This is a genomic window from Enterobacter cloacae complex sp. 370H10 (assembly GCF_050031535.1).
Taxonomy (GTDB): domain Bacteria; phylum Pseudomonadota; class Gammaproteobacteria; order Enterobacterales; family Enterobacteriaceae; genus Enterobacter; species Enterobacter intestinihominis.
Genome location: NZ_JBLGWG010000001.1, coordinates 2,137,527 through 2,162,151, shown reverse-complemented (window position 1 = coordinate 2,162,151; position 24,625 = coordinate 2,137,527). Strand labels below are relative to the sequence as shown.

General features: G+C 52.7%; 30 protein-coding genes and 2 pseudogenes. 5 read left to right on the top strand and 27 right to left on the bottom strand.

What is annotated here, in order from left to right; genetic code table 11:
- Positions 1 to 42: 42 nt before the first annotated feature.
- A complete protein-coding gene (locus tag ACQG2Q_RS10805) occupies positions 43 to 1,569 on the top strand; it encodes a YdgA family protein (RefSeq protein ID WP_022647926.1) in 1,527 nt (508 codons plus the stop codon).
- A gap of 55 nt (positions 1,570 to 1,624) precedes the next feature.
- Here ACQG2Q_RS10805 and ACQG2Q_RS10800 read toward each other — a convergent pair whose 3' ends face one another.
- Positions 1,625 to 2,653 carry a Mal regulon transcriptional regulator MalI gene (locus ACQG2Q_RS10800; RefSeq protein WP_063849277.1) on the bottom strand — a complete coding sequence of 343 codons (1,029 nt, stop codon included), beginning with the start codon at positions 2,651 to 2,653 and terminating at the stop codon, positions 1,625 to 1,627.
- A 179-nt stretch (positions 2,654 to 2,832) separates the two neighbouring features.
- On the opposite strand from ACQG2Q_RS10800, the pseudogene ACQG2Q_RS10795 reads away from it, so the two are divergent.
- Positions 2,833 to 3,027 (top strand): annotated as a pseudogene (locus ACQG2Q_RS10795) (PTS sugar transporter subunit IIBC); the annotation flags it as partial.
- Between the two features lie 139 nt (positions 3,028 to 3,166).
- Here the strand turns inward: ACQG2Q_RS10795 and ACQG2Q_RS10790 are convergent.
- Positions 3,167 to 3,484 carry a hypothetical protein gene (locus tag ACQG2Q_RS10790; protein ID WP_023306078.1) on the bottom strand — a complete coding sequence of 106 codons (318 nt, stop codon included), beginning with the start codon at positions 3,482 to 3,484 and terminating at the stop codon, positions 3,167 to 3,169.
- A complete protein-coding gene (locus tag ACQG2Q_RS10785) occupies positions 3,484 to 3,723 on the bottom strand; it encodes a hypothetical protein (RefSeq protein ID WP_032671142.1) in 240 nt (79 codons plus the stop codon). The genes ACQG2Q_RS10790 and ACQG2Q_RS10785 overlap by 1 nt, the downstream gene beginning before the upstream one ends.
- A gap of 104 nt (positions 3,724 to 3,827) precedes the next feature.
- Between ACQG2Q_RS10785 and ACQG2Q_RS10780 the strand changes: the two genes are divergently transcribed.
- Together ACQG2Q_RS10780 and ACQG2Q_RS10775 are read left to right on the top strand one after the other, a co-directional pair.
- Complete coding sequence (locus ACQG2Q_RS10780; protein WP_000343760.1) at positions 3,828 to 5,048, top strand: ISL3-like element ISKox3 family transposase; 1,221 nt, start codon at positions 3,828 to 3,830, stop codon at positions 5,046 to 5,048.
- Positions 5,049 to 5,133: 85 nt separating this feature from the next.
- A complete protein-coding gene (locus ACQG2Q_RS10775; RefSeq protein WP_148742104.1) occupies positions 5,134 to 5,400 on the top strand; it encodes a DinI family protein in 267 nt (88 codons plus the stop codon).
- Positions 5,401 to 5,494: 94 nt separating this feature from the next.
- Here ACQG2Q_RS10775 and ACQG2Q_RS10770 read toward each other — a convergent pair whose 3' ends face one another.
- From ACQG2Q_RS10770 to ACQG2Q_RS10735, 8 genes are all read right to left on the bottom strand, one after another.
- Positions 5,495 to 6,703 carry a tail fiber domain-containing protein gene (locus tag ACQG2Q_RS10770; protein WP_426759154.1) on the bottom strand — a complete coding sequence of 403 codons (1,209 nt, stop codon included), beginning with the start codon at positions 6,701 to 6,703 and terminating at the stop codon, positions 5,495 to 5,497.
- A gap of 58 nt (positions 6,704 to 6,761) precedes the next feature.
- On the bottom strand, positions 6,762 to 6,995 hold the full coding sequence (cor, locus tag ACQG2Q_RS10765) for a phage exclusion lipoprotein Cor (RefSeq protein ID WP_017382566.1): 234 nt from the start codon (positions 6,993 to 6,995) through the stop codon (positions 6,762 to 6,764).
- Positions 6,996 to 7,102: 107 nt separating this feature from the next.
- Positions 7,103 to 7,774 (bottom strand): hypothetical protein, encoded by a 672-nt coding sequence (locus tag ACQG2Q_RS10760; protein WP_063841189.1) that lies wholly within the window; start codon positions 7,772 to 7,774, stop codon positions 7,103 to 7,105.
- Positions 7,775 to 8,089 carry a hypothetical protein gene (locus ACQG2Q_RS10755; RefSeq protein WP_017694302.1) on the bottom strand — a complete coding sequence of 105 codons (315 nt, stop codon included), beginning with the start codon at positions 8,087 to 8,089 and terminating at the stop codon, positions 7,775 to 7,777.
- 43 nt (positions 8,090 to 8,132) lie between these two features.
- Positions 8,133 to 11,882 carry a phage tail protein gene (locus ACQG2Q_RS10750; RefSeq protein WP_426759152.1) on the bottom strand — a complete coding sequence of 1,250 codons (3,750 nt, stop codon included), beginning with the start codon at positions 11,880 to 11,882 and terminating at the stop codon, positions 8,133 to 8,135.
- A gap of 9 nt (positions 11,883 to 11,891) precedes the next feature.
- The gene (locus tag ACQG2Q_RS10745) at positions 11,892 to 12,419 is read right to left on the bottom strand and encodes a tail assembly protein (RefSeq protein WP_023306072.1); all 528 of its coding nucleotides are present in this window, start codon (positions 12,417 to 12,419) and stop codon (positions 11,892 to 11,894) included.
- Entirely contained in the window at positions 12,362 to 13,081 is a 720-nt protein-coding gene (locus ACQG2Q_RS10740; RefSeq protein WP_057059852.1) for a C40 family peptidase, read from the bottom strand. The genes ACQG2Q_RS10745 and ACQG2Q_RS10740 overlap by 58 nt, the downstream gene beginning before the upstream one ends.
- Entirely contained in the window at positions 13,081 to 13,785 is a 705-nt protein-coding gene (locus ACQG2Q_RS10735; RefSeq protein WP_031608852.1) for a phage minor tail protein L, read from the bottom strand. Before ACQG2Q_RS10735 ends, ACQG2Q_RS10740 begins: the two co-directional genes overlap by 1 nt.
- Before the next feature lie 110 nt (positions 13,786 to 13,895).
- On the opposite strand from ACQG2Q_RS10735, the gene ACQG2Q_RS10730 reads away from it, so the two are divergent.
- A complete protein-coding gene (locus tag ACQG2Q_RS10730; RefSeq protein WP_045265501.1) occupies positions 13,896 to 14,072 on the top strand; it encodes a hypothetical protein in 177 nt (58 codons plus the stop codon).
- Here the strand turns inward: ACQG2Q_RS10730 and ACQG2Q_RS10725 are convergent.
- From ACQG2Q_RS10725 to ACQG2Q_RS10650, 16 genes and pseudogenes are all read right to left on the bottom strand, one after another.
- Positions 14,069 to 14,236: a hypothetical protein gene (locus tag ACQG2Q_RS10725; RefSeq protein ID WP_426759151.1), complete on the bottom strand. Its 168-nt coding sequence runs from the start codon at positions 14,234 to 14,236 to the stop codon at positions 14,069 to 14,071. The two genes, ACQG2Q_RS10730 and ACQG2Q_RS10725, sit on opposite strands and share 4 nt — an antisense overlap.
- 10 nt (positions 14,237 to 14,246) lie before the next feature.
- Positions 14,247 to 14,594 (bottom strand): phage tail protein, encoded by a 348-nt coding sequence (locus ACQG2Q_RS10720; protein WP_426759150.1) that lies wholly within the window; start codon positions 14,592 to 14,594, stop codon positions 14,247 to 14,249.
- Positions 14,594 to 17,995 carry a tape measure protein gene (locus ACQG2Q_RS10715; RefSeq protein WP_426759149.1) on the bottom strand — a complete coding sequence of 1,134 codons (3,402 nt, stop codon included), beginning with the start codon at positions 17,993 to 17,995 and terminating at the stop codon, positions 14,594 to 14,596. The genes ACQG2Q_RS10720 and ACQG2Q_RS10715 overlap by 1 nt, the downstream gene beginning before the upstream one ends.
- A 64-nt stretch (positions 17,996 to 18,059) precedes the next feature.
- Positions 18,060 to 18,464 carry a hypothetical protein gene (locus ACQG2Q_RS10710; RefSeq protein WP_042889550.1) on the bottom strand — a complete coding sequence of 135 codons (405 nt, stop codon included), beginning with the start codon at positions 18,462 to 18,464 and terminating at the stop codon, positions 18,060 to 18,062.
- A 117-nt stretch (positions 18,465 to 18,581) separates the two neighbouring features.
- A complete protein-coding gene (gene cor / locus ACQG2Q_RS10705) occupies positions 18,582 to 18,857 on the bottom strand; it encodes a phage exclusion lipoprotein Cor (protein WP_000735926.1) in 276 nt (91 codons plus the stop codon).
- Between the two features lie 166 nt (positions 18,858 to 19,023).
- A pseudogene (locus ACQG2Q_RS10700) lies at positions 19,024 to 19,475 on the bottom strand (KilA-N domain-containing protein).
- A complete protein-coding gene (locus tag ACQG2Q_RS10695) occupies positions 19,471 to 20,124 on the bottom strand; it encodes a DUF6246 family protein (protein WP_063216497.1) in 654 nt (217 codons plus the stop codon). Before ACQG2Q_RS10695 ends, ACQG2Q_RS10700 begins: the two are co-directional and overlap by 5 nt.
- 40 nt (positions 20,125 to 20,164) lie before the next feature.
- Positions 20,165 to 20,899 carry a phage tail tube protein gene (locus ACQG2Q_RS10690; RefSeq protein WP_058685349.1) on the bottom strand — a complete coding sequence of 245 codons (735 nt, stop codon included), beginning with the start codon at positions 20,897 to 20,899 and terminating at the stop codon, positions 20,165 to 20,167.
- Positions 20,900 to 20,916: 17 nt separating this feature from the next.
- Positions 20,917 to 21,303: a phage tail termination protein gene (locus ACQG2Q_RS10685; RefSeq protein WP_063250839.1), complete on the bottom strand. Its 387-nt coding sequence runs from the start codon at positions 21,301 to 21,303 to the stop codon at positions 20,917 to 20,919.
- Positions 21,300 to 21,737: a hypothetical protein gene (locus ACQG2Q_RS10680; protein ID WP_129741638.1), complete on the bottom strand. Its 438-nt coding sequence runs from the start codon at positions 21,735 to 21,737 to the stop codon at positions 21,300 to 21,302. The genes ACQG2Q_RS10685 and ACQG2Q_RS10680 overlap by 4 nt, the downstream gene beginning before the upstream one ends.
- Before the next feature lie 7 nt (positions 21,738 to 21,744).
- Complete coding sequence (locus ACQG2Q_RS10675) at positions 21,745 to 22,107, bottom strand: hypothetical protein (protein ID WP_048248411.1); 363 nt, start codon at positions 22,105 to 22,107, stop codon at positions 21,745 to 21,747.
- The gene (locus tag ACQG2Q_RS10670; protein WP_017384998.1) at positions 22,100 to 22,279 is read right to left on the bottom strand and encodes a DUF551 domain-containing protein; all 180 of its coding nucleotides are present in this window, start codon (positions 22,277 to 22,279) and stop codon (positions 22,100 to 22,102) included. The genes ACQG2Q_RS10675 and ACQG2Q_RS10670 overlap by 8 nt, the downstream gene beginning before the upstream one ends.
- A complete protein-coding gene (locus ACQG2Q_RS10665) occupies positions 22,279 to 22,680 on the bottom strand; it encodes a DUF7370 family protein (protein ID WP_426759148.1) in 402 nt (133 codons plus the stop codon). Before ACQG2Q_RS10665 ends, ACQG2Q_RS10670 begins: the two co-directional genes overlap by 1 nt.
- Before the next feature lie 62 nt (positions 22,681 to 22,742).
- Positions 22,743 to 23,027, bottom strand: a complete 285-nt coding sequence (locus tag ACQG2Q_RS10660; protein ID WP_129318820.1) for a hypothetical protein — start codon at positions 23,025 to 23,027, stop codon at positions 22,743 to 22,745.
- A gap of 10 nt (positions 23,028 to 23,037) precedes the next feature.
- Complete coding sequence (locus tag ACQG2Q_RS10655; RefSeq protein WP_129318819.1) at positions 23,038 to 24,141, bottom strand: major capsid protein; 1,104 nt, start codon at positions 24,139 to 24,141, stop codon at positions 23,038 to 23,040.
- Between the two features lie 13 nt (positions 24,142 to 24,154).
- Positions 24,155 to 24,613: a phage cement protein gene (locus ACQG2Q_RS10650; protein WP_426759147.1), complete on the bottom strand. Its 459-nt coding sequence runs from the start codon at positions 24,611 to 24,613 to the stop codon at positions 24,155 to 24,157.
- Positions 24,614 to 24,625: the final 12 nt, after the last annotated feature.

The following is a 24,625-nucleotide window of genomic DNA, read 5'->3' as shown; positions in this document are numbered from 1 at the left end:
AGGCGGTTTTAACCGCCTGGTTTCATTTTAGGGATAATCGCAATGAAAAAATCGGTCGTAGCGGTAGGAGTGATTGTTGCTTTAGGCGTGATCTGGACGGGTGCTTCCTGGTATACCGGGAAACAGCTGGAAAGCCGTCTGGCAGAGATGATGGCACAGGCAAACAGCGAAATTAAGCGCAGCGCGCCTGAAGCAGGTCTGGAGCTGAGCTACCAGAACTACCAGCGTGGCGTCTTTACTAGCCATATGCAGGTGGTGGTGAAGCCGGTAGCGGGCAATCAGAACGCCTGGCTGAAACCGGGCCAGAGCGTGGTACTGGATGAAGTGGTCAGCCACGGTCCGTTCCCGCTGGCGCAGTTGAAAAAGTTTAACCTGATCCCCTCTATGGCATCCGCCAGAACCGTACTGGTAAATAACGAGGTGACGAAGCCAATTTTCGATATGGCGAAAAATGAGTCGCCGTTCGAGATCAATACCCGCATCAGCTATGCCGGTGATACGCGTTCCGACATCGACCTGAAAGCGCTGAATTACGAACAAGGCACCGATAAAGTCGCCTTCAGCGGCGGTAATTTCCAGCTTGATGCCGATCGCGACGGCAAGAATGTCTCTCTGACCGGCGATGCCGCCAGCGGCCTGGTGAATTCAGTCAATGAATATAACCAGAAGGTCCAGCTTACCTTCAACAACCTGAAAGCCAGCGGCAATAGCCGTATGACCGATTTTGACGAGCGTATTGGCGATCAGAAGCTGAGCCTCGATAAGATCGCCATTGCGATTGAAGGTAAAGAGATGGCAGTGCTGGAAGGCATGGATCTGGACGGCAAGTCTGACGTTTCCAAAGACGGTAAAAGCATCAACACCCAGCTGGATTACAGCCTGAAAAGCCTGAAAGTACAGAATCAGGACCTGGGTACCGGCAAGCTGTCACTGAAAATTGGCAACATTGACGGCCAGGCATGGCACGAATTTAGCCAGAAATACAGTAAAGAGAGCCAGGCTCTGCTGACCGATGCCGCCCTGCAACAGAACCCGCAGGCGTACCAGCAGCAGGCGATGGCCGTGCTGTTTAATAACCTGCCGATCCTGCTGAAAGGCGAGCCGGTAATTACCGTTGCGCCACTGAGCTGGAAAAACGACAAAGGCGAAACCAACTTCAACCTGTCGCTGTTCCTGAAGGATCCGGCGGCCGCGACCGGCGAGCCGCAGACCCTGGCGCAGGAAGTTGACCGCAGCGTGAAATCGCTCGACAGCAAGCTGACCATCCCGATGGATATGGCAACCGAGTTCATGACGCAGATTGCGAAACTCGAAGGGTATGGTGAAGAAGATGCAGGTAAACTGGCAAACCAACAGGTGAAAGGCCTGGCGGCGATGGGCCAGATGTTCCGCATCACGAAGGTGGAAGACAACACCATTTCCACCAGCCTGCAATATGCTAATGGCCAGGTAACGCTCAACGGCGACAAAATGCCGCTGGAAGATTTTGTCGGCATGTTTGGTATGCCGACGCTGGGCATTCCGGCACCGGCTGAACCGGCAGCGCCGCCAGCAGTACCGCAGCAGTAAATGAAAAACCCCTCGCATGAGGGGTTTTTTATTGCCGGGCGATGTGCAGCGGAGATTACTTCACCGTCACTAACCGCGCCGCCACAATCTGATGCCCGGCCTGCACGTCCGTATTTTCAATACGCTGCATAATTCGGTCTGCCAGGGTGTATCCCATTTCACGAGCCGGCGTCGTCGCCCAGACGATGGGGAGATCGTCTAGCGCATTTTCACCGACATCCGCAAATGCCCCCAGCGCCACCTGATGGCCGAAGAACGTTTCTACCCCGCCCTCAGCGCTCTGGCGTCCGGCGCGGATCAAGCCGAACCACGCCCCCATCGCAATCACATCGTTATAGCAAATCACCGCGCTGATTGTCGGGCTGTTGCGAAGCAACGTGCCGATGGCTTCGGCGGCTTTTTTCTGGCTGGACTCACACTCCACCACCCATTCGCTGTGAAACGGCAGGCCGTATTTGATGAGCGTGGAGCAGTAACCGCCCACCCGCTCCGCACGCGTCAGGGACGAGCTTTTACCGCCGAGCCAGGCGATGCGCTGATGGCCGCGATGAATAAGATGCTCGGTCAGCATTTGCGCGGCCTGCATGTTATCCGGCCGAAGGGTATCGGCTTCGTCGAGATAGCTGGCGCGCGACGCAAACACCAGCGGTACGCCTTTCTGCGCCGCGCGCTCACACAATTCACTGCCCACACCGGACGCGCCGGCCACGATCACCCCATCCACCCCTTGCGTCAGCAGCATATCCAGCCTGGAGAGCAGTTGCTCCGGTTCGCGCCCACCGTGGAGCAGGAAAACCATTCGTCCCTGCGCTTCAAGCGCCTCGGTAAGCCCGGCGGTCAGTTCTGCATAAAACGGCGACGCGAGGTCGCGAACAATCAGCCCTATCACCCCGCTTTGCCCACCGCGCAGCGCCGACGCCTGGCGATTACGCACAAAGCCCAGTTGCTCAACGGCCTCGTTGACGCGCTGACCCGTAGCAGGAGAGATGCGCCCCTTCCCGCTCAATACCAGCGAAACGGTGCTGACGGAAACCCCCGCCGCCAGCGCGACATCGTTGATGGTGATCTTTTTCGCTACAGCCATGTGGTGGCGTGACTCCTTGATAATGAGATCGCTAAAACGTTTTATCAATACGTTATCTTTATACTACCAGTAAAAGCCTGAGAATGTGATTTAGCGCGCACTAAAGTTTGATAAAACGTTTTATCTTTTCGCCCCATCGCGGTCGTTAAATCTCTTTCTACCACTTAAGGAGTCGTTTTATGACGACGAAAGCAGCACAAAAAATATCGCTGTGGGAGTTTTTCCAGCAACTGGGCAAAACCTTTATGCTGCCCGTGGCGCTTCTCTCATTCTGCGGGATTATGCTGGGGATCGGCAGCTCGTTAAGCAGCCACGACGTCATTACCCTGATCCCTTTCCTCGGAAATCCGGTACTTCAGGCGATCTTCATCTGGAGACTATTAAGTCTTTTAACGAAGTGGCTTGATGTTGGATTGATGTGCGGTAACTTCTGCTATGTTGCCGCGATACGATTTGTCATGTGCAATGAACTAACGTCGTTTCGCGGTAACTTTATGCCCCACCCATGCCCCATCACACCACCCTGTCATCCTGCATCACGCTGTTGATGAAGAACGTCACCCGCCCCATCACCTCAACCTCTTCCGCAGCCTCCCCCTCTATCGCTTCACCATCATCACAAATCAGCGCCCTGCCCATGACCCTGGCAAACTGAGTCCGTCCGCCGCTGAGGATTAGCAGAACCTGATTCTGTACCAGTCTGGTGCACGGCTCGATAACCGCAAAGCCAGACGAGGTTTCGAGGATGCGGCTGTCCATGCCGATCCCGCAGATAATTTCCGGAGATAAACGCGGTGCTACGAAATCAGCCGCCGGTGAAGGAAATCCCATCAGTGCACCCTCCCCATGTTACGCAGGATCCAGTAACAGTTATCACTGCCGTCCGTCGTCTTATCAGCAAAATCTGGCTGGTATCTCTCAATCCATGCGTTAGCGTCTGCCTGGCTGAAATGCCAGTTCTTCTCGCGCAAATTATTGATGAATTTGTTCGTTTTGAGACAAAGGTAACCCTTTGGATTTTGTTCTATAGAGGCTAAAAAAGCTGCGTGAATATCATATTGACGAGGCATAGCAGCACCCACACTTGCTTATTGACTGTATGCATATGGGTCTTCCCTTGTTGTGGTGGCTGAAGGCATGATAATGGTGTATTTAATCGCCAGAGGTCACCGCCATGGACGAAAAGTCCCTCTACGCTCATATTCTCAACCTGTCCGATCCGTGGCAGGTAAAGTCCCTTTCTCTCGATGAAAATGCCGGTTCTGTTACTGTCACTATTGAGATCGCTGAAAACACCCGGCTAGCCTGTCCGACCTGCGGTAAATCCTGTTCTGTTCACGATCACCGTCATCGTAAATGGCGCCATCTTGATACCTGCCAGTTCACCACTATTGTTGAAGCCGATGTTCCACGAATTATGTGTCCGGAGCATGGCTGCCTGACGTTGCCTGTTCCGTGGGCTGGCCCCGGAAGCCGGTATACGTTGCTATTCGAATCGTTCGTTCTCTCATGGCTGAAAATCAGCACCGTTGATGCTGTCAGGAAGCAACTTAAGCTCAGTTGGAATGCGGTTGACGGCATTATGACCCGGGCAGTTAAGCGAGGTCTTGCCCGGATAAAAAAGCCATTATCCGCCCGTCATATGAATGTGGATGAGGTCGCCTTTAAAAAAGGACATCGTTACATAACGGTGATCTCCGATCGCGATGGTCGGGCGCTGGCCTTAACGGATGATCGCGGCACAGAGAGTCTTGCCGGCTATCTTCGCACGCTCACTGATGGGCAGTTGCTGGCTATCAAAACGCTCTCAATGGACATGAACGCGGGCTATATAAGAGCAGCGCGTATCCACTTACCCAGTGCGGTTGAGAAAATCGCCTTTGACCGCTTCCATGTGGCGAAGCAACTGGGCGAGGTAGTTGATAAAACCCGTCAGAATGAACATCCGCACCTCCCTGTTGAAAGCCGACACCAGGCAAAAGGAACCCGCTTCCTGTGGCAGTACAGCGATAAGTGGATGACCGAATCCCGGCAGGAAAAGCTGATGTGGCTGCGTGCACAGATGAAGCTGACGAGCCAGTGCTGGGCGCTGAAAGAGCTGGCAAAGGATATCTGGAACAGGCCATGGAGCGAGGAAAGACGGAGTGACTGGCAGAGATGGTTGGCGCTGGCGGCTAACAGTGACGTTCCCATGATGAAAAATGCCGCGAAAACGATAGGAAAAAGGCTGTACGGGATCCTGAATGCGATGCGACACAGTGTCTCAAACGGAAATGCGGAGGCACTTAACAGCAAGATCAGGCTGCTGAGGATAAAAGCCAGGGGATACCGAAACCGGGAGCGCTTTAAACTGGGGGTGATGTTCCACTACGGAAAGCTGAATATGGCGTTCTGAGCCTTCCCACCATGATCGGGGAAGACCCATGCATATACAGTAGTATTTTTGTATCAACAGATCAAGTCAGCAAGGATGGAGAGTGATGTTCGTTGAGCTGGTTTATGACAAGCGAAATGTTGAAGGGCTCGAAGGGGCCAGAGAAATCATTCTGGACGAGCTGACGAAGCGGGTGCACCAGATTTTCCCTGATGCCGAAGTGAAGGTGAAGCCGATGCAGGCGAACGGCCTGAACAGCGATGCCAGCAAAAGCGATCGGGAAAAACTGAACCGCATGCTGGAGGAAATGTTTGAAGAGTCCGATATGTGGCTGGTTTCTGAGTTCCCGACCGTTCGCCAGGTTGGCCTGTAGATATTGTTCGGGTAATATTCCCCACGTTTGCTCGGGAATGAACACTGAGCAACCAGCCGTCGCCCATCTTATGCAAGACTGGGCGGCGGTTTCCTCAGCTCCCAGCCTGCAACGCTTCGACTCGTTTCTTTAAATCTTCAATTTGATCCATTAACGCCAGAATTGCTTCATGGTGAAGAGCTGCGGCCGCACCAGCTACATCTACCGATAATGTATCTTTTATCTCTGTCCCGTCATCAAGGATGGTTGTGCCGCCGATGAAAACAGCCGTCGGCATCACTTCCATCAGTTCCTGCGCGATAAACCCCTGTCCCGGAGGTGCGTTATCAAGTCGTTCCCACGTATATCCATGTAGCAACTTCATTTTTTCAAGCGGAGACTCAATCGGCCTGGTATTTGTTTTAATGCGATGGTCGGAATTATTGACCCATGAACCGTTATTCGCTGTGGCGTTCCCCCCGGCGGAAAAAACCCAGTTGGTGTATGTGCCATTAGCCCTGTCGATGCCAATTGCAATATCCTGAATATCATATCCACCACCCCGGCGCGCACCTATGTAACCAGTATCGTTAAAATATTGAAATGACGACCGGCCAATAACACCACCTACAGAGCCAGTATCAAATGACTGGATTCCAACTTTGTTACCTGCTCCAGAATTAAATGCCGATGTAAAAAGTGATGATGATGTCAGCGTACCCCCGGTCTTCCCGTTCACCGTACCGAGGCGAGCATCATCGCCAGCTGCCACGGTTCCGGCTGCCGTTCCGACGTTCCTCGTGGCACTATTTCCCAAACCGAGGTTTGTGCGAGCGTCTGCGGCATTCGTTGCGCCGGTCCCTCCCTGCTCAATGCTGAGAGCTGTTTTCAGCCCAGAAAGGCTGGTAATGTCGCTGTTAGCCCCTTTCTTCGCCAGAGATTTTTGACCCGGCACGGTAACGGCAGTGCCGTTGATAGTAATGGTGACATCAGATGTCCCGTTCATTACATCAGCGAACCCGCTCATGTAGCGCTGGTACATCGTGAAGGTTTCAGCGATATCCTGCGCCAGACCATCCACGCTCAGACTGTCACTCAGAAGAATCGCAAACCGGGTTCCGGTGGGAACTGCTGGGTTAGCCGCTGGCGTTACGGTGAGACTTGTTGCGCTGCCAATGGTGGTAATCTGAAATACCTGCACAGGGCTGGTCATTGCAATAACGGTACAGCCGTTACGAATAAGAGATCCAGCAGCAGTGAAGTTTGTGCCGGTACCTGTAAGGGTGTTTCCGCTGATGGCGATAGTGCCAGTAGTATAAATCATGTTTTCTCCAGGCAATAAAAAACCCCGCCGGAGCGGGGTTTGTTCAAAACTGAATGGGTTAGTGGCAGGTGGTGCTGGTGAACGTGTTGGCGCTCACCCATGACCAGTTAAAGGGATAACCGGCGCGGTACTGCGTCTGATTGTTTTGTTTACGGACTCCGTAGATCTGGACGCTGCTTTCCTGTCCGCCGACCAGGGCTGTTCCGGTGCATACGGGTTGCTGCTTCTCAATAACGCCAGCGCAACCGGAGAGCAATACCGCTACCGCCAGGCAAAGAATCATATTTTTCATAGTGGTTATATCCCAGGGCATTCATGAAACTACACAATAACAATATGAATCAATGGGATATAATTGATTTGATAGATCAATTATTCAAAATTGATCGCTAAAAACGATCAATCATAATTGGCGCAGTTAATGGCCATAATCACGTTCCTCAGATTCGAATACGCGACGTTCTGAAGGTTGCCGCCGGGGGTTGTCTGCGGCCTAGCGAATATCCGCGTATTGCTTCCCTCAAGTTTTGCCATGCTCTTGTATATGGCCGAGTAGGGCTGCGGTTGACCTCCAGCCGATACAACCCCGGTAATTAGTCCCAGCATGGCAGGCATGCAGGCCCACTTCCCCGCCAGAGTTGTATTGATGTTGTATCCTGAGCTGGCATCCACCCCGGCGGTACCGAGGGTGACAACATCGCTCAGCGTGCGCGTTTCGTTTGTTAAAATCAGCGTCCCTGATGCATCCCACACAGCCAGCCCGTAGTCTGGCTTTGTCTGCGGGAAAATAGAGAAAAAATAAACGTACGCTGTGCCGGTTGCATTCGGTCTGAGAAAATCAATCGTGATGGTGTTCCCGCTTATCGTCTGAGTGATTTCGACCTCTACCGTGCAATGAACGAAGGCGACAACAGGCTGACCTGCGGGGAATGTGTGCGTCACTTTGGTATTAAACCCCGATGTTCCCTGAAGTGCCGCTGTCTTTCGTTCCTGTAGAGCGATTGGCGAGCTGTTCGCGGTCACCCATACTTCCCCGCTGGTCGTCGTCAGTAAAACGCCATACTCCGCCATTTATGCCCTCTCGATCTGGAAAATGAGATAAGCCGCTGCCGCAGGCTCAGTCCCTGCTGAGTAGTCGGTATCGCCTACAGCTGACACTGTTGCGGTTCCCCCCGAAATGGTGATCTTCCTCCGACTCGTTCCAAACTGATCGCCGTTCATGCTCTGAAAATAGGTCAGCCTGCAACCCGGTGGAAGCGCTACGGTGTAAGAGCCTGTTTTCTGGTTCTGGGCCAGCTGGAGATAGCCACAAACGCTGACAGGCTTAACGCCATAGTTGTTTACCTTGCCTGATGCGTCCCATGTCTGAACACCATATTCCGCCATCCAGTTCTCCTGAAAAAAAAGAGGCCCCGTAAGAGGCCTCCCGTTACCATGTTCCCGTAATTCTCCCGATCTGCACCCTCAACACATTGTTGGCATCCTTGACACTGATCGTCTGATTAGTCTGCTTCATCGCCCCCTCACCAGCTGTCGAACCGTAGTTCTCAAACGTACCGCCCTTATCCAGCCTCCATCCGACTGAGCCAGCGACATAGTTATTGGACTGGATGTAGTTGCCAATCTTGGCGTTGCCGATGGTGCCGTCCTGGATGAAGGTTTCCCGGATAAACACCTGCCCGTTCTGGATAACGAACGGCAGTGTAACCGCTCCCCCTGCCTGCGCCATGACGGCGAAGCGATCCACCAGGAACAGCACCTGCGACTGCATGCCCGATGGAGTGTTTTCTACACCGATCCCCATTCCGGCGGCATACTGTTTTCCATTCGCGTCCACGGCAACCTTGATGCTGTACATCGCCTTCAGGTCGCCACTAACGCTTGCTATCGCCTGGGCGTTAGTGCTGATTGCTGAAGTGTGCCCGTTGATGGTCGCCGTGATGCCGTTTATCTGCGTGGCCGTGGCCTGCTGATAATTGGAAAACGTCTGATTCAGGCTGTTGATTGCTGCCTTGTTGCCGTTCACGTCAGTCTGCAAGCTCAGTAGCGAACGCGCTGTTGCCTCCCTGTCGCTTGCCATAACATTATCAATACGATCGATGCTGGCCTTACTGTCACCGTACTGCGCGCTGAGTCTCACCTGCTGATCAACCTGCGCCAGCGTACTCGTTATTAGCGCGATGGAGTTACTCTGAATGCCGCCGCTGGCAGTATCTGTCCTTGCTCCCAGTTCCTCCAGACGGGATGCCATTGAGGAATCGAGGTCCGTGACAACCTGGCTAAGGTCAGTGATTGATGCTGTATTCTGAGCACCTACAGCAGCTGCTGAATCAGCTTTGTCAGATGCGACCTGAGTGGCAGCCGTCAATTGACTTACCGCAGAAGCGCGAGCTTCAGTTTCCGTTGCTAACGCCTGGCGAACATCAGTAATACCCGCTTCATTCTGGGCAGTTTTCGCTTCTAGACGAGTAACATCCGTGACGCGTGCCTCCGTCTCAGTGGCGATCACCTCCCGGAGCTGTTCGAAGGTCGCAGAGTTAGCGCCCTGCTGGGCTGTCTGCCGCACGACAACATCAGCAATAGCAAGCGCGTTGCCGATGATTGCTTCTGCTGTCTGCTTATTCGATCCAACCGCCGCTGCAAGACCGTTTGCATTCTCTTTGATTGCATCAGCCAGTTCTGCGAACTTTTCACTGCTCTCCACCGCGCTCTCGATCAGGTCTTTGAACGTATCAGTCTCTTTAATCTCCTCCAGGATTGCATTGGTGATATCGCTAAAGTCATCCGTTGGCTTTCCTGAAGCCTCAACAAAATCAGAAACCCCGAACGCGTTGCGTGTCCGGACATAAACGTAATAGACGTGGTCAAACTTGAGCTTTTGAATGGTCCACTGGTTCCCCCTTCCGAGGAATTGAGTTTTGTTCTCAATATCATCGGTTAATGGGATTGGCGTCTCGCCAGCGTACCAGAACTCAAAAGAGGTATCTGATGTTGCCGTTATAGACATAACTGGCACCAGAGTGGCCTGTAATGGTCCGGGTATCCACTGAACGGAGTTAGGAGCCTTTGGCGCGCCTATAATAAGACTCACCTGAGTTTCGGCGCCTTTCATCCCGTTTTCATTGCGCCCACGAACGCCGAGCGTGTAGCTACCGGCAGCAAGGCCGTAAAACTCATACCGGAACTGGTCAGTTTCGTACTGAGATACCAGCTTCCCATCAGCACTGTAGATGTACAGCTCAAACACCAGTTTTTTAGTAGTGGTTGCCGTCTCCCACGTTGCTGTAACCTGGACGGTCTCGGTGTTTGTGTTCAGGATTCGCAGGTTTTCCACGTTAGGCACGCGGTAGCCGTTCAGCGTATCGCTGGGAACTTCAAACACTGCACCCTCGTCAACGATGGCCTGTTTGTTGGGGTCGTGCAATGAGGCCGTTATGCTGTATACGGAGTTGTTTTCCGTTTCGGCAACGCTCAGTATCCGGAAAAGGCGAATCGCAACGCTTGCGGTTGAAATGGCAAATACAGTTCCCGCCCTCACCCATTCAGGTTCGTTTTTGAGTGTGACGTTGTTTCCGTTAGCGCCATCAATCTCATAGCGAGAGAACTTTCCGTCCCTCCCCATAATCGACATAGTGGAGCCGTCCGTTACTACCGAGGAATCAACCGCGTCAACCGTTATCACCCTCCCGGAATGAGAAACAATTCTCCCCCCGAGGCGAGTTCCTGCGTAGTCATTATCCATGACCTCAACGATATCACCCGGCGTGAAGTGGATAGCATCCCGAGCCATCTGGAAAGACAACCTGCTGCTTTCACGCTTTGCTGTTTCCAGCAGCCATTTACCTGCCCGCCATGCCTGTCCGCGAGAGGTGCAGCCAAACGCCTCCAGAGTGGTTTCGTTGTAGTTTCCTTTGGCTATCATCTCATCGTCGGAAACGTACTCTTTCACCTGCTCCCAGCCGTTGTCAGGATCGGTCCAGGACACTACAACGGCATTGTATTTCTCTGAACGCTTTACAGAGCTTCGTTTGAACTCGCCATTCACAACGTTGGCGTTCGTGATTGTCGCAATCGGATCTTGTGGCGCATCCAGCATGACAGAAAGGCGCAGGCCGTCCCACAGCGCAATTCCACGGAACATGCTCGCTATCTTGTCGAGAATGTCTCTCGCACTAGCCTGCTCTGTGATGTAGGCGTTTAGCGTCATGCGTGGTTCTTTTCCGCCGTACCCATCATCAACAAGCTGATCGCAATATTGAGACAGAACATAGAGTGCACCGTCATCAACATCGATGTAGCCGGCACGTTTAGCCAGTCCGAAACGGGTATTCTTCGCCAGCTCTCTGAACAACCATGCCGGGTTATTGGTCCAAGCCTGCTTAAATCCACCCAGCCATAAACCGGAGTAAGTACGGGTTATCGGGTCATAGTTGTCTGGTACAGACACAATCAGCCCGCGGAGATGGTAAGTACGGCTTGGAGTGTCAGTGTACTGGTCACGGTCGATAACAGCGCCAGCGATGGCTGAAAATGGATAGCTCAGATTGTCGTCGGTGATTTCACTGTAGCTATTCCAGGTAGTGCCGTTGGACAGCAAATCGCTGCTGCTGTCCGGTGTAATGCGGCGAACGCGAATATCAAACGGCTTGATATCCGGAGCATCAATAAGATGGGCCTCAAGATATTCGCCTGATATCTTCCCGGTGATGGTCACGGTCTTTTCAATAACCCAGCCTGAAGCGCCAGTTCTGCTCTCCAACACCAGAGTGACGGACGTGTTTTTCTGATTGCCTTTGGTGTCCTGCTCTACCAGTCCGGTCACACCAACGTTAAACCGCACCCGGGTAACGTCCTGATCGGTTATGGTGCGAACCAGCGGAGTATCATAGGTTACTTCGGTGTTTACGATGGTGGTCGCTTCAATAGCAGAGAAGCCATTGATGGGGGATTGCGTTTCAGAGCCCGGACGCCATGCGACACTGACACCGTTTACGCTAACACTACCTGTCGTGTCAGTTACAGGAGTCTTATTGAGCTTGAAAGATGACAGGTGTTCCTGGTCTACGGGCCCGTAGATAGGCCCTTCGCTGATGAGGTCCAGTACCCGGTAAAATTGCTTTGACTTGAGGTTATCGTCGAGGAGTTTGGGGGTTGATGCTTTGCCGCCGCCTGAAGACATAATGCCACCTTAGCTAATAGATTCCGTCCAGTCCTGGTTGTTGCTTGTGTCAATACCGAGTGAAATTACGTTCGAACCGACCTCCATTTCTCCCAGTAGGAGTGGCACCGCGCGCCCCTGCCCCACCCGGTTCTCAGCACTGGTAAATGAGTTATTTGTGAGCGTATTGGTCTCTGCGGCTTCTGCGGAGGTTTTTGTCTTCATGTTGCGTGACATGTAAACCGAATAAGCTATAGACGCTACGCTAACGGCAACCGCAATCCATGCCGCGGCGGCGGCCGTGATCGCCCCCTCCACTACCGGCACGAACAGGACCACTGATCCGTCTTTAAGCTGGCGGTCCAGATGCCATTGCATCGCAGATACCTCAACATCCTCGCCCGCTACCCGCACACGCAGCTTTGTATTGAGAAAGGCTTTTTTGAATTCGAAATCCTGCGCCAACAGGAGGCGTAATCCCTGCGCTGGAGTATCAACGTTCAGGGATATCTGGCGGTAAAATCGGCGTAGATTGCCTGCAAATTTAAAGATGAGCACTGTTCGTGTCTCCAGATTGAATGCGTCTGCTTGATGTATGCCGGGCGCATTTGTTCTCGTCTGCTGAGGTGTCCGGCATGGTCATGGTGAAGTACCAGGTTGTCATGAAGGAGAATCATTGAGTGGCATGGGTCGGCGCCGGGGAATGGCTGCCTGATAATGACGTCGCCGGGTTGCGCATCCTGCATGGACACCTTATAGAAACCATTGTCCGGCATGTTAGTCAGATAGAGATTCTCTCCCCGCAACCACCATCCGTTAGTGCGCTCAAAATCAGGCAGGTCGATTCCGCAAAGGTGGTATGCGTCCCGAAAGAGCGTGTAGCAGTCCATGATGCCGTGCTCGAACTTGCGCCCCAGCAGGAGTGGCACAGGCCTGTATTTCCTGAGCTCTCCGTCAGATGCCAGCCACCATGACAGACCGGTCATAACCTGCGTCTGCCGGTCAGCACCTGAAAGCGCTGGCTGGCTTTGCGGGTGCGAATGGAATACCGCAGTCACCTCTCCAGCCTCCTCGGCCGCCAGCCACTCATCATCACTGATTCGGAAGTGCTTTCCAGGCTCCGGGTGAACATTCCGACAGCGGAACAACTGCCCGCCATCCAGGATTAAGCCGCACACCTCATCCTGCGACGATGCCGCATAATCGAGTAATTCCTGCATCATGAAACCTTCTGAGAGCCGGGGAAGCTGCTGATTGGCATTGGTTCCGGTCGTGGATAACGGAAGCGGCAGCCGCTACGGCGGTGAGAGCACTTATCTTTCGCCGGGTCAGTGGTTGGATTGTCGCGCTCATCTGCAACCGGCGGCCCGTCATATCCGCACCCGACGCCGCGATACTGCCACTGGCAGACGTCGGCAAGGATGGTTCGCGCCGGGATGATAGCGTTGTCGCAGTCAATCGGTGTCGCCAGCGTGTAGGTCACCTGCTCGAACGTCTCTTCCGTCATCTCCTCAACAACGTAACGGGAAACCGCTTCCTGCGTCGGATCTGCGTCAGGGTTGCCATTGGGGAAGTTCACCGCGTCCAGGTATTTCACCGGAACCTGACGGCGGGTGATCACCACCCCAAGCATGTCGTCGAAGTCATGGTTTATGCCCGTCAGTAAACCCGTAACGTTCGCCACCGCCATTGACGGGCGGGCATATGTGCCTTCGTTCTTTGACTCGAATCCTTCCACTGCTATCGGGTACGCCTGGTACTGGTTACCTTTCCAGATAACATTGCCGTAATAGCCGTTTGTACCGGAATGGAACCGGATAAGGTCGCCACCAAAGGGTTGCAGGTCAGCTTCAAACAAATCGATGAATGCACCTACTCCGGCGTCTACGCTGTCGATAATTAGATTTGCTGGTATGTCGCGCACGGCAAACTCCCATAAAAAAAGCCGCTCGACGGCGGCTACTGATCTTTTGTCAGGATGTGAAACAAAATAAAGAGGGGTTAGGCTGAAGCTTCAACACAAAAGGAGGTTTTATGTCTGGCCTGATAAATCCAAAAGACTCACCAGAAGAATCAGCGTATGCATTATTGATTGAAATGATTAGAGCCCAAAGAGTACCCGTTTACTCCAGCGGAAATATTTCTGGTCTTCTATCAATGTATGACCAGGCAGTGCAGCATTTTAAAGATGAGGATAAAGAAAGCAGTTAATATCCATCACAAAGCCTGATAAAGCTCTCATGAACGGATTCGGCAACAGCTTTGGCCTTTTCCGTTCGTTTATCATCTTCCCACGTCGATACCCCTTCAAGTTCTCGAGAAAGCGTTTTTGCCGCTGCTTCAATTACATGATCAGGTAGTTCGGTAAACTTCATAATAACCCCCTTATCGTGGTACTTGTTCAAAAGTGGCCGTCAGTTCAAACAGCGGCCCGGTCTTTGTCATATTCCAGGATCGGCAGACAAACAGCTTCCTCATTCCCGTATCGGATGGCGTCCAGTAGAACGATTCAACCGCCCCCCTGGCTTTGACGAATGCCTCAGCATCCTTCGCAGGGTTACTGCGGCACGCTCCGCTGACGCCGCGAAAGGTGAGCGAGTATTTATCCATCAGTGGATTGATACCCTTCACCTGTCGCTGTTCGTAACCGTCGCCGAGCTTAACGACGGCAACAGTCGGCGTGCGCTCAACGGAGTATGCTTTCTGTGGTGTCCATGTGAATGTTTCTGGCACTATGACCTCCGTAGTAACCCGTTAGGGCGCTGCTGATCACGAATGGTGCTGAGGCTAACCTGCTTCATCATCTGCGCCATTTTAGCCATTGTGGCATCGTCAATGCCGCCGGTAGTGTTGATGGTGAAATGGACAGTTTGATTAACAACTCCGCCACTACCCCCAACCTTATTTGCCGGAATAATCTTCCCTGACTGATTCGGGATGAATGCCTGCTGACCCCCGGCGGTCTGGAAGATTTCAGAACGGCCATCCTCGTTGACACGATAGGCGTTACCAGCAGATACCGTGCCGCCATAGCGACGACCGCCACTCATGCTGACACTTGCAATATTCGAAAGCAGGGAAGCACCGGCCGAGGCGATGGCTGCGTAGTTCGCCATTTTTTGTGCTGGCGTAAGAGCAGTCGGATCGGCCATGGCTTGCATAATAGCCGTGTTAAGACTCAGGGTTGATTGCGCTATCGCGAATGCTTTTGCAGCAGCGAACATGGCAACATATGCACCACTGCTCTTTCCAGACGTGCTTTCGATAATTGACGCCAGGCTGTCAAAGCCCTGCGATGCCGAGCCGAGAATGGAACCTATCGCCTCAGTTTGTGCATTGGCCTCATCTACAGCAATTTTCCTCCTGGCGTTTGCTGCCTGCTCCTGAATGGCCGTCTTGGCATCTTCGTAAAGCTGTGTATTTTCCTTGTCTATGGTCTGATACTTAGCAAGTGCCGCTAACTTCTGCTGCTCCTGCAAATCAATAAGAGCCGTTGGATTTTGCACTGCGCCCGTTACGGCGTCAGGGGTGGTCACGTTTGCAACGATCTCCTGCTGTGCAAACTTTTTACCTTGCTCGGCCTGCTGCCGCATCTTCACCGCATTGGCTGCGTCCCATTCAGCGGCAGCATATTTTCTTATTTCATCAATTTGCCCAGCCGTAGCGCTTTTATTAAGAGACTGCTCAGCCCTTAGCATGGCCTGTTCGCGTGACAAATCCTGTGTTGCCCCGGCAGCAGTTTCTGCGCGCTGCTTATAATCAGCAATTTTCTGGGCGTTGGCCTCCATCTGAGTGGCTGCGCTTTTTCCCTGCTGTTCATTCTGCTGCTGCGCTTTGCGCCGTGCCTCCTCAGCTTCCTGTAGATCGTAATTCTCTGCAGCCAGACGCTCAGCAGACGCGATCTGATTAGGGTTGTCAGTAACCTTAGATGCCGCCATTCTGGCTTTTGCCACTGCCCGCTGGCGTTCATCCTGTATTTTCAGAAGCTCGTTCTGCTCTTCAAGGTTCAGGATTACTTTATCGCCATCTGCAGTTGGAGGGGCGATCTGTAATGACTTGGGGTTGAAATTCTGCCCGGCCTGATTGGCCCGGTTAATCTCATCTGCAGTATTACCGAAGGCTTTCGCAACAGCTCCTTGAACTCTCTCCAGAGTGGTGCCTTTTTCAATGAGTTGATCATGCACACCCATCGATGAAAGCATATTATTAGTAAGCAAACGGTTCGCTTCTGAGGCAGTATTTTCTGTTCTAGCAAGCTTATCCTTTTTGTTGGCGAGATCCCGAATCTTCCCGTTCAGTTCATCTGAAACCTCAGCCTGCCGTTGGCTGAACTCTGCTCCCTGCCCCATTGAATCCGCATAAGCTTGGGCGGCTGGAGTAAAGCTCTTGTAGCGATTTTGAAGCGATGCGATATCCGACTCTAAATCAGCTATTTCATCTTTTTGCGCCCGGATTGACACATTGGCATCAGCAATGGTTCCTCGCAGTTGAGTGTTGCTCAATGATTTTAAAGATGAGTTGAGCTTGTCTAAACCATCAGCAAAGGCAATTGCCTCTTGTTTGGCTTGCTGAGCTTTCTGCCAAAAATAGAATATGGCTCCAGCCGCAATCATGGCTGCACCAGCAGGACCACCAATAAGGGAAAGAGCACCTCTCGCCAAGGCGGCTGCAGCTGAAGCCGCGCGTGATGCCACTGCTGATGCCTCTTGCGATGCGATAAATCTACCATTGGCTGCTGTTGCGACGCCAGTGGCATTAGCCAAGGCGATTCTTGCAGCGGAAACCTTAGCTTCTGCAGATGCAATTGCAGCTGCCCGGGATTGAGAGGCAGTAGCCTCGGCAGCCGCAAGTCGCGTAGTTAATGCAGCAGATGCCTGCTGCAGCTGAGCCATGCGAGTTGCAGCCTGAATCCGGCCTTGTTCGGTAATTTGAGCGCGTAAACGCTGAGCCTCAAGCGCTTTCTCAGAGTTAATTTGCGCAAGCTGCGTTCGGATGGTTTGCGCTTCCGCAGTCGCTAGTCTGACCTCTTCTACGGAAGAAGCAGCAGTTGCTTTAAGAGTGTTTAATCTGGCCTGAGCAAGATTGAGATCAGAGGTTGCTGCGTTCTTACTAGACTGAGCAGAGCGTAATTGCGCAGCAGCTTGAGCTTCAGCAGCTGAGGTAGTTACTACTGCTGCTTTGGCAGCAGCAATTTGCGAGGCAGTGTTACGAACTTGCGCAGTAGCAGCCATAGTCAGAGCGCCAATATATCGACTTCCCATTACAGCAGCGACTGCGGTCAAAGCCATGCTCAGACCTGAAATATTATTGCTTGCTGTGATTATGGCGTCATTGAAGATAGCAACACCCGCTTTCACAGAAGAGCTCTCTCCAATAAATTTAGTAATATTATTGCCAGCAACTTGCATTGCTTGGCTGATTGTTGTCGTAGTTTTGGCGAATTCAGCTCCAATGGTTGCTCCCTGGGATAGCAGGCCATTCACAACAACATCGGTAGTAAGCTTACCTTCAGCGGCTAACTGGCGCATCTGGCCAATTGTCACGCCCATTGAATCCGCAAGAGCGACAATTAGACGATTACCCTGCTCGTTTACAGAGTTGAATTCTTCCCCGCGTAATGCACCAGACGCCAAGCCTTGAGATAGCTGAATAATCGCGTTCTCTGCTTCTTCAGCGGTAGCACCTGAAACCACAAAACCTTGGTTGATTATCGTTGTGAGTTTTACAAGGTCCTGCGCACTCGTGCCGTACTGGCGGGTTGCACGCTCCAGTCGGGCATAGAGAGAGGCAGTAGCCTCCAGGCTAGAACGCGTTTGCTGAGTAATGTTGAATACCCGCTCTGTAACGTCCACCAACTCTTCATTTGGCCGCAGCGCATTCGCTAATTTGTTGTTCAGTTCGGTCCATGCATCGGCATATTGCGACACTTGGTTAACAGAAAGGATCGCCATTACAGCCGCGGCAATTTTACTCAATTCGCCCAGAGAAGAAGAAAGTGATTGCGCCGCATCATCAGCTGCGTCAAAACCATCCTGCATATTGTCGGTGGCTTTGACCACCTCCTTATCAGCACGCAGCAACTGTGCCGTATCGGCCTTAATCACATATTCAATATCGCCGACGTTCTGGGTCATTTCAATTTCTCCAGGCAATAAAAAACCCCGCCGGAGCGAGGTCTTGGGGGTAAGATGAGTCTTACTATTTTAATAAACCGAACATAAAAAGAATGAACATCAGCAAAATACCAGCGCCTATCCACTGGCCAATTGCATGACCTGTCGCCTCGCTTGATGCGGCTTGAGCGTTGAGTTTGGTAGTTTCATCATTTATTGCTGATGCTGAGGCTAGCATCTCTTCAGCGAGCGTTTCAAAAAGCACAACTTGTGCTTCTACCGGAGCTTCAGAAAAAAAGTCACTAACCTGATCTTGTAAATCTAAGGATGCGGTATGTATGTTCCCCCCATCAGCGATCACTTGCTGAATTTTCTGGTTCCGTATTTCAACAAGCGCCCTTATTCTGCTTCTGTTTGATTTATATGTTTTTTCTTCCGAGCCACTAACTGTGAAATAGTCATTGATAGCGCCCGGTATGTCGATATGCATATCCCTATCCCCATCAGTAAAAGATGGTCAAATCCTACCACCAGTTGACGGAATAATCAGCAGGGATCGGCGCAACGACAAAACCCGCAGTTAAGCGGGTTCGGATGCGCGCTTCAATCAGGCAGATTTGGTTGGAAGGTCGTTACGAATCTCTGGCTTCTTGTCGCAGGTAGTGCTGGAGAAATTGTTCTTTGATACCCACTGCCAGTTGAACGGATAGCCGGCGCGATACTGGGTCTGGTTGGCTACTTTGCGAACTCCGTAAATCTGCACGGTGGTATCTTGCCCGCCGAGCATTGCCACACCTTCACAGATCGGTTCCTGTTTCTCCATGATTCCTGCGCAACCAGCGAGGAGTGCAACGCAGATCGCAATAATTGGTAGTTTTTTCATTCCTTTATCCCTCTACGCCATTTTAGGCATTATCCTATAGCCATAGACTAAATGAGTAAACGACAACCACCCCCTCAATCTTTGTGGTTTTCAAATGCTCTATCACCGATTTTCCGCGCCATTGCGGATCTCTGATGGCCGTCAGTTTTCTGGCGGCTTCTTTTTCTCAGTAAATACCCGGCAAATACATTTGCACCTCATCAGCAACGCGATCACGCGCTGCATGGAGTAGCTTTTTGCGTCCGCCAACTCCCCACCGGGCCATCTGGCTGGCGCACTGACTGATCTGTTTGGTTTCGGTATTGATGATGTGGTCGATTTTGTTCAGGCGGGACATGGCACTGATGCCGTTTCGGATCACCATCTGAAAGGTTTGGTACACTTTTATTTCGAATTCAACACTAAGCCATGCGGCATAGCGAATCGCCACCAGTTCTAACCCCCAGATACCAGGCTGAGCACCACCTTTGATAATCTTGACCGAAGCTATTTTTGTAGCTTTGGTCAGTTCTTGCGCAAACTTTTTAATTTGGCCCTTTTGATGAAGTTACTTGGCCTCTGTGATTCCGTGGCTTTGCCTTCAGCCACAGCCGCTGTATGGAGATCAAGGAGATTAATGCGGTCCGTTACGTTGCGCGTCGATAGCCAGCATTTGCTCGGCCCAGTCCATAACCTCGTCGTATTTCTCCTGGGTTGGCACTCTGGCTTTCTCTTTCTGCGGGAACTTGGCATTCATGGCGGCGCGGAAGCTGGTCATTGTCATGTTCCAGGCATCAGACTCGCTCATGCCGAGGTGAGCAACAGCGGTGTAGACGAATGACCGTACATCGAATTTGTCACTGTATTCGCCCTTCTTACCTTCGAACTCTTCCGGCGGCTGATCGCCCATTACGCCATGCAGAATCAGGTGGCGGGCAATCTGGATAACATCCTCGATCGGGATAGCCCCAGGCTTGAACAGCAGCCGCCCTGCCGCGTTCACCGAGTACGAACCAATCAACTCTGCAACATCACCCTCCGAGCAATGGCGGACTACGTTTGCCGCCGACGCTGCCATTTCAGCAAAGCATCGGGCATTGGCCGCCTTCAGGATTTGAGTATCGGAGATTCGGTGTTTCGGGTAATGCCCGGCATGAACCTTCACGAAAGCATCAACAATCTGTTCCGGCGACCCAATACGAGACATGGCGAGGAATGATGGGTTGAGGAATATCTCTTTGCCACTGGCGCGGACAACGGCCTGGCCGATATCGGTTATTGCTTTCATGAAACCTCTCAAAAAAAAAAGGGGCCGAAGCCCCATGATATCACGCTGCGTTGACAACAACCGTAGCAGACCCGGACGTCACGCTGCCCGCTGTGGAGGAAGACACCTGACAACTGTATGATCCGGCATCACCGGCAGCCACGTTTGCTTTGTTGAATGTTGCTGATGTTGCGCCAGAGATGTCACTACCCCCCTTCTTCCACTGGTAAGTCAGTGCTGAATTGTCAGACACAGTCGCAGCCACCGACAGGTTCAGCGTATCGCCAACGGTCAGCGTGCGATTCTGTGGCTGGGTAGTGATGGTGATAGTTGCGCCAACGTCACGCACGTCAACCTGACCGGCACTGGACGCTTCAACAGACCAGGTGGCAACGTCGTCGTGCGGCGCCTCATCACCCCATGATGTCACCATGAACGGCCCTTCGGTGATATCGTTCGGAGAGATGATTTTGAACCACACATACGGCTGGTTGCTGGTCTCTGCTGGCGGGTTGTAGACGTGACGCTTAAGCGCGTTCTGCGCATAAACATCCTCTTTGCGGGTCACGCCGTCACCTGAGAACGAAATGTTCTTGTAGGTAACGAGGCTCTCTTGCGTAAATGCAGCGCTCATGTCGCCGGTCGCATCTGCGGTTTCCCACTCTGCATTTACTGTTTTGCCGCGCATCATGCCGAGTCGGCGGTAAGCGCTGGCGGTGGGTTGTACTTCAGGGCATCCAATCGCGTAATAAACGACGACGTCGCGCCCGGTAAAAGCGCCCGATTCACACGCCATAGTGATTTATCTCCGTGTTATCTGGAAATGATGGTTTGAAAGGAAATATCGAAGAGGTAACGCCCTTCTTCGGTCTGGATGGCGGTGATGCCGCCTATTGGCTGCATCGAAATGATGCATTCGGTTTTGTAGTCGTCGATCATCGCCTGGCGGATGGCGTCGGCGCGATCTTCAATCTCGTTAATATTGCTGTCGTTCTGGCCTGACAGGAGGAGGATGCGGAAATAATCGCGGGTTATCGCTTCTTCTGGCTTGCCGCCACCGTTCTGCTGGATGACAAGGTATCTTTCCCCCTCGGTATTCTCCAACTCATTCCAGAATCGCTTCTGGACGCGATAACCAACATCAAAGCCATGCGACTGCAACCACGCCCTCAGCGCGTCATACACTTCGCTACGCGTCATACTTTGTACCCTTGCTTGATGATGGCCTTAATCTCGTTGAGACCGTCACGCTCAAAGCCTTTGGTCAGGAACCCCGGCTCGGCATCGGGATCCCAGTAATTCCCCTTCCCGGTGCCGCCGCCGAATTCTTTTCCAGCGCGAGTTCTTCCGAAGTGTCCACGCGGCTGACCTTTTAGCTTACCGGACATACCGTGAACGGCGGCAGCGTATGCAGCCGTGTAACCGACCTTTCCCTGCATCCCGCCGGGCATTGGCTCAAGCTTTCTGTACTGGCTGTTGATAAGCGTGGATGTGTCAATGGGAGTAAGTAGCGCAGCGTGAGACGATCCGACAATCATGACTTCATAGAGAACCTTCTCCGTTCGGATGCCAGCGATATCACTCAGCACCTTGCGGGTGTTCATCTGAACACGCTTGATACCTTTAACGGGCATGATCACCTCACGTCAGAATTTTGTAGTCTGGTTCTTCTTCGAAGAATGACATATCCCATTCCGTCACCGCTTTGATGATGTTTGCACCAGCTTTCAGCGGATCGGCCTGTGCCGTTGTATCACCTCTGGCGATATACCAGTCACGCTTCGGCATGGTCGCATCGATGCCATTGCGCTTCAGTTCAGTGAAGAAAATCAGGTTCGTGGTGAACTCTTTCCCGCTGGCATCTACCGCAACCTCATTGTTTGCCGTCCAGGTGCAGTCAATCAGGTATGGGGTGCCGGTTGTCCAGGTGCTGTTCCAGTCGTCGTAGACTCGCGGGTAAACAGTGGCAACATTGGTATAGCTCCATGCGGCTGTTTCAGACACCGTTATCCTCCCACCGGATCACCTCCGGATTCTCCGCCGCAACCTTCCGGCACAGCAGATACCAGTCACCGTTGCTTTTGACGTATCCGGTAACGCGCTTACCACTGTCGGTCATCACCCAGACTTTGACAAAAGGCTCCGGCAGCCGCTTCTTAACCGATATCCAGGCCATTACCGCCCCCCGCCACACATGCATCCCCCCCTGGCAATCCATATGCCAGCAAAAGCTGTATTGGTCGGGTCTGGAGGGGTGAGGTCATTAGCGCAGCCGTGTTTATCGGTGACGCGCAACAGTGCCAGCGCCCCTTTCCATCGATCGGGAAACGACTGATACCGGAATGAGCGTGACGCACCATTAGGGCCAGTCTGCGAGCTGATATACTTGTCGCCTTGCGCCAGCCCCATAAGCGCCAGCAGATAGAGCTGAATCAGCAGCGCGACTGATGCCGGATAATGCGCATCGAGACACTCCTGTATGCTGTTAGCCTGGTCGACGAGAGCCTGAAGAACAAAATCGGGAATGGAAACGCCCTGACTTTGCAAATACCCCTTCGCCTGTTCGAGAGTTACCATTATCGACTCCGTGAAATACCCCGCCGGAGCGGGGCATAAAAAAACCGCCTTAGCGGCGGCTGTTATTCAGCAGGGAAAAGCTTTTCGAGTTCGCCATCTGGCAACAGCTCACTGAGCTTTTCAGCCCCGAGGTTGCCTTTAAACTCGATACCCAGCTCCGTCAGGCGCGCTGAGATAATCTCTTTTCGGGATTTCACATCCGTGCCAGCCTCTGGCGTCGCCGGTGTTAAAGCCGCATCGGAGAGCTTAATCACATGAGGCTTCAGCGACGGATGCAGTTTCTCAATTTCAACCACATCACCGACGTTCACGCCATGCCATGCTCTGGTTACCTGGTATTTAGCCATGTTGTTCTCCTTATGCCAGATTCGCGCCGTACAGCACGCCAGAGCGACCTTCGTCGTCACGTTTAATCTGCAAACCTTCAGCAGACATGATCTGGAAGTTGTAGTTGCTCTGAGGCATAGGGCGCGGCAACGGAACAACACCAACGGCCATGCCAACCAGCGGGGAGATCACATCTTTGCGGCGCTCATAAGCCAGGAACTCGTTACCGCTCAGCGCATAAGTCTGGCGGATATCTTTCACAGGAATGAACTTACGAATAGCGTCCAGAACTGAACCGCTGATGATCGCGTTGGTACCGTCACCCACTTCAATGGTGTATGGCTTGGACAGGTTCGCCATGATTTCAGGGGACAGCCACAAAACGTCATAGGCTGTAACCTGGTTGGCCCGGGCAGTCACACCAAATGCACCAGTCGGACCGAAAAACGCCAGCGACTGTGCCGGGGTTGCAGTGGTCAGGTTGATGTTCGCGCCACCCGCGCCAGAGCCAAGGTTGATTTTGGCGGTGTTGCGGTGGTTGCGCAGGCCCTGTGCCGGATAGTTCTGAACCTGAATTGTCGGATTACCATCCAGATAACCAGTCACGCGGCGTTTATGGAACTTACGGGTTTTGGCTGTCTGCGAATCCAGCACCAGATCAATACCGACGGTGTTCAGTCCTGCGGCAATACGCCAGTTAACACCGAAGCCAGCGGTATAAATCGGCACAGGGTCACCATCGCTACCGTAATCAGTATGATCGAAAGAATACGGCGCCTGACCGTCAAGACTCACAGACACGTCGTCAGCAATATCGCCAATCGTGTTGTAAAGTTTGGCAGTCTTGCCGATCGGCAGAACGGTTTGCACAGCCATCAGGTCGTTGACAATTTCCATGCCGATCACCTGATCGCGAGACTGGACGATTTCGCGGTCAATTTCAGCCCAGAACTCACGACCAAGCCCATCACCGGCCAGCGCATTGGCTGCCAGCGTTTCTGCATCCATCGCGCCACGGTACTGGTTAACCATGATGTTATGCGCGGTATCCCAGATGTTGCGTTGCGCCCACAGAGAGTTCCAGTGAAGGCGCAGGCGGCTATTCGTGGCAAGCGTTTCTTTAGTGAAGTACATTCATATTCTCCTTTTACTCGCCGCCGCCAGTTGCCGGGGCTACAGTGCCTACGCGGAAGCGCATGCGGATAAAGTCGGTAGCGCCGGCAGCGATAGTTGCATCGTCCTGGCTGTAGCCGAGAACAGTGTCGGTGTCAGAGTCGGCAATCGCCCCCTGACCATTTGCGCCCAATTTGATCGGGGTGTCTTTGGCGTAAGTGCCCGCAGGACACAGGATTGCCAGTTCGCGACCTTCTTCCACGTAGTTACCAGATGTGGAGTGACCAGCAGGGATAGTGTCAGTAATACCCAGCCCTTCGCTGAATGCAGGGTCGAGCACATACAGGCGACCAACCGTTGTTGCGGCTACTGCAAACTCATTGTCACCGTTGATGGTGACGAAAGTTCCCGGCAATGACTCGGCGGCCACTTTACGGGTTTCGGTCTTGTACAGAGACTGACCGTCGATATTAACGCGACGATAACGTGCCATTAGTCTGGCTCC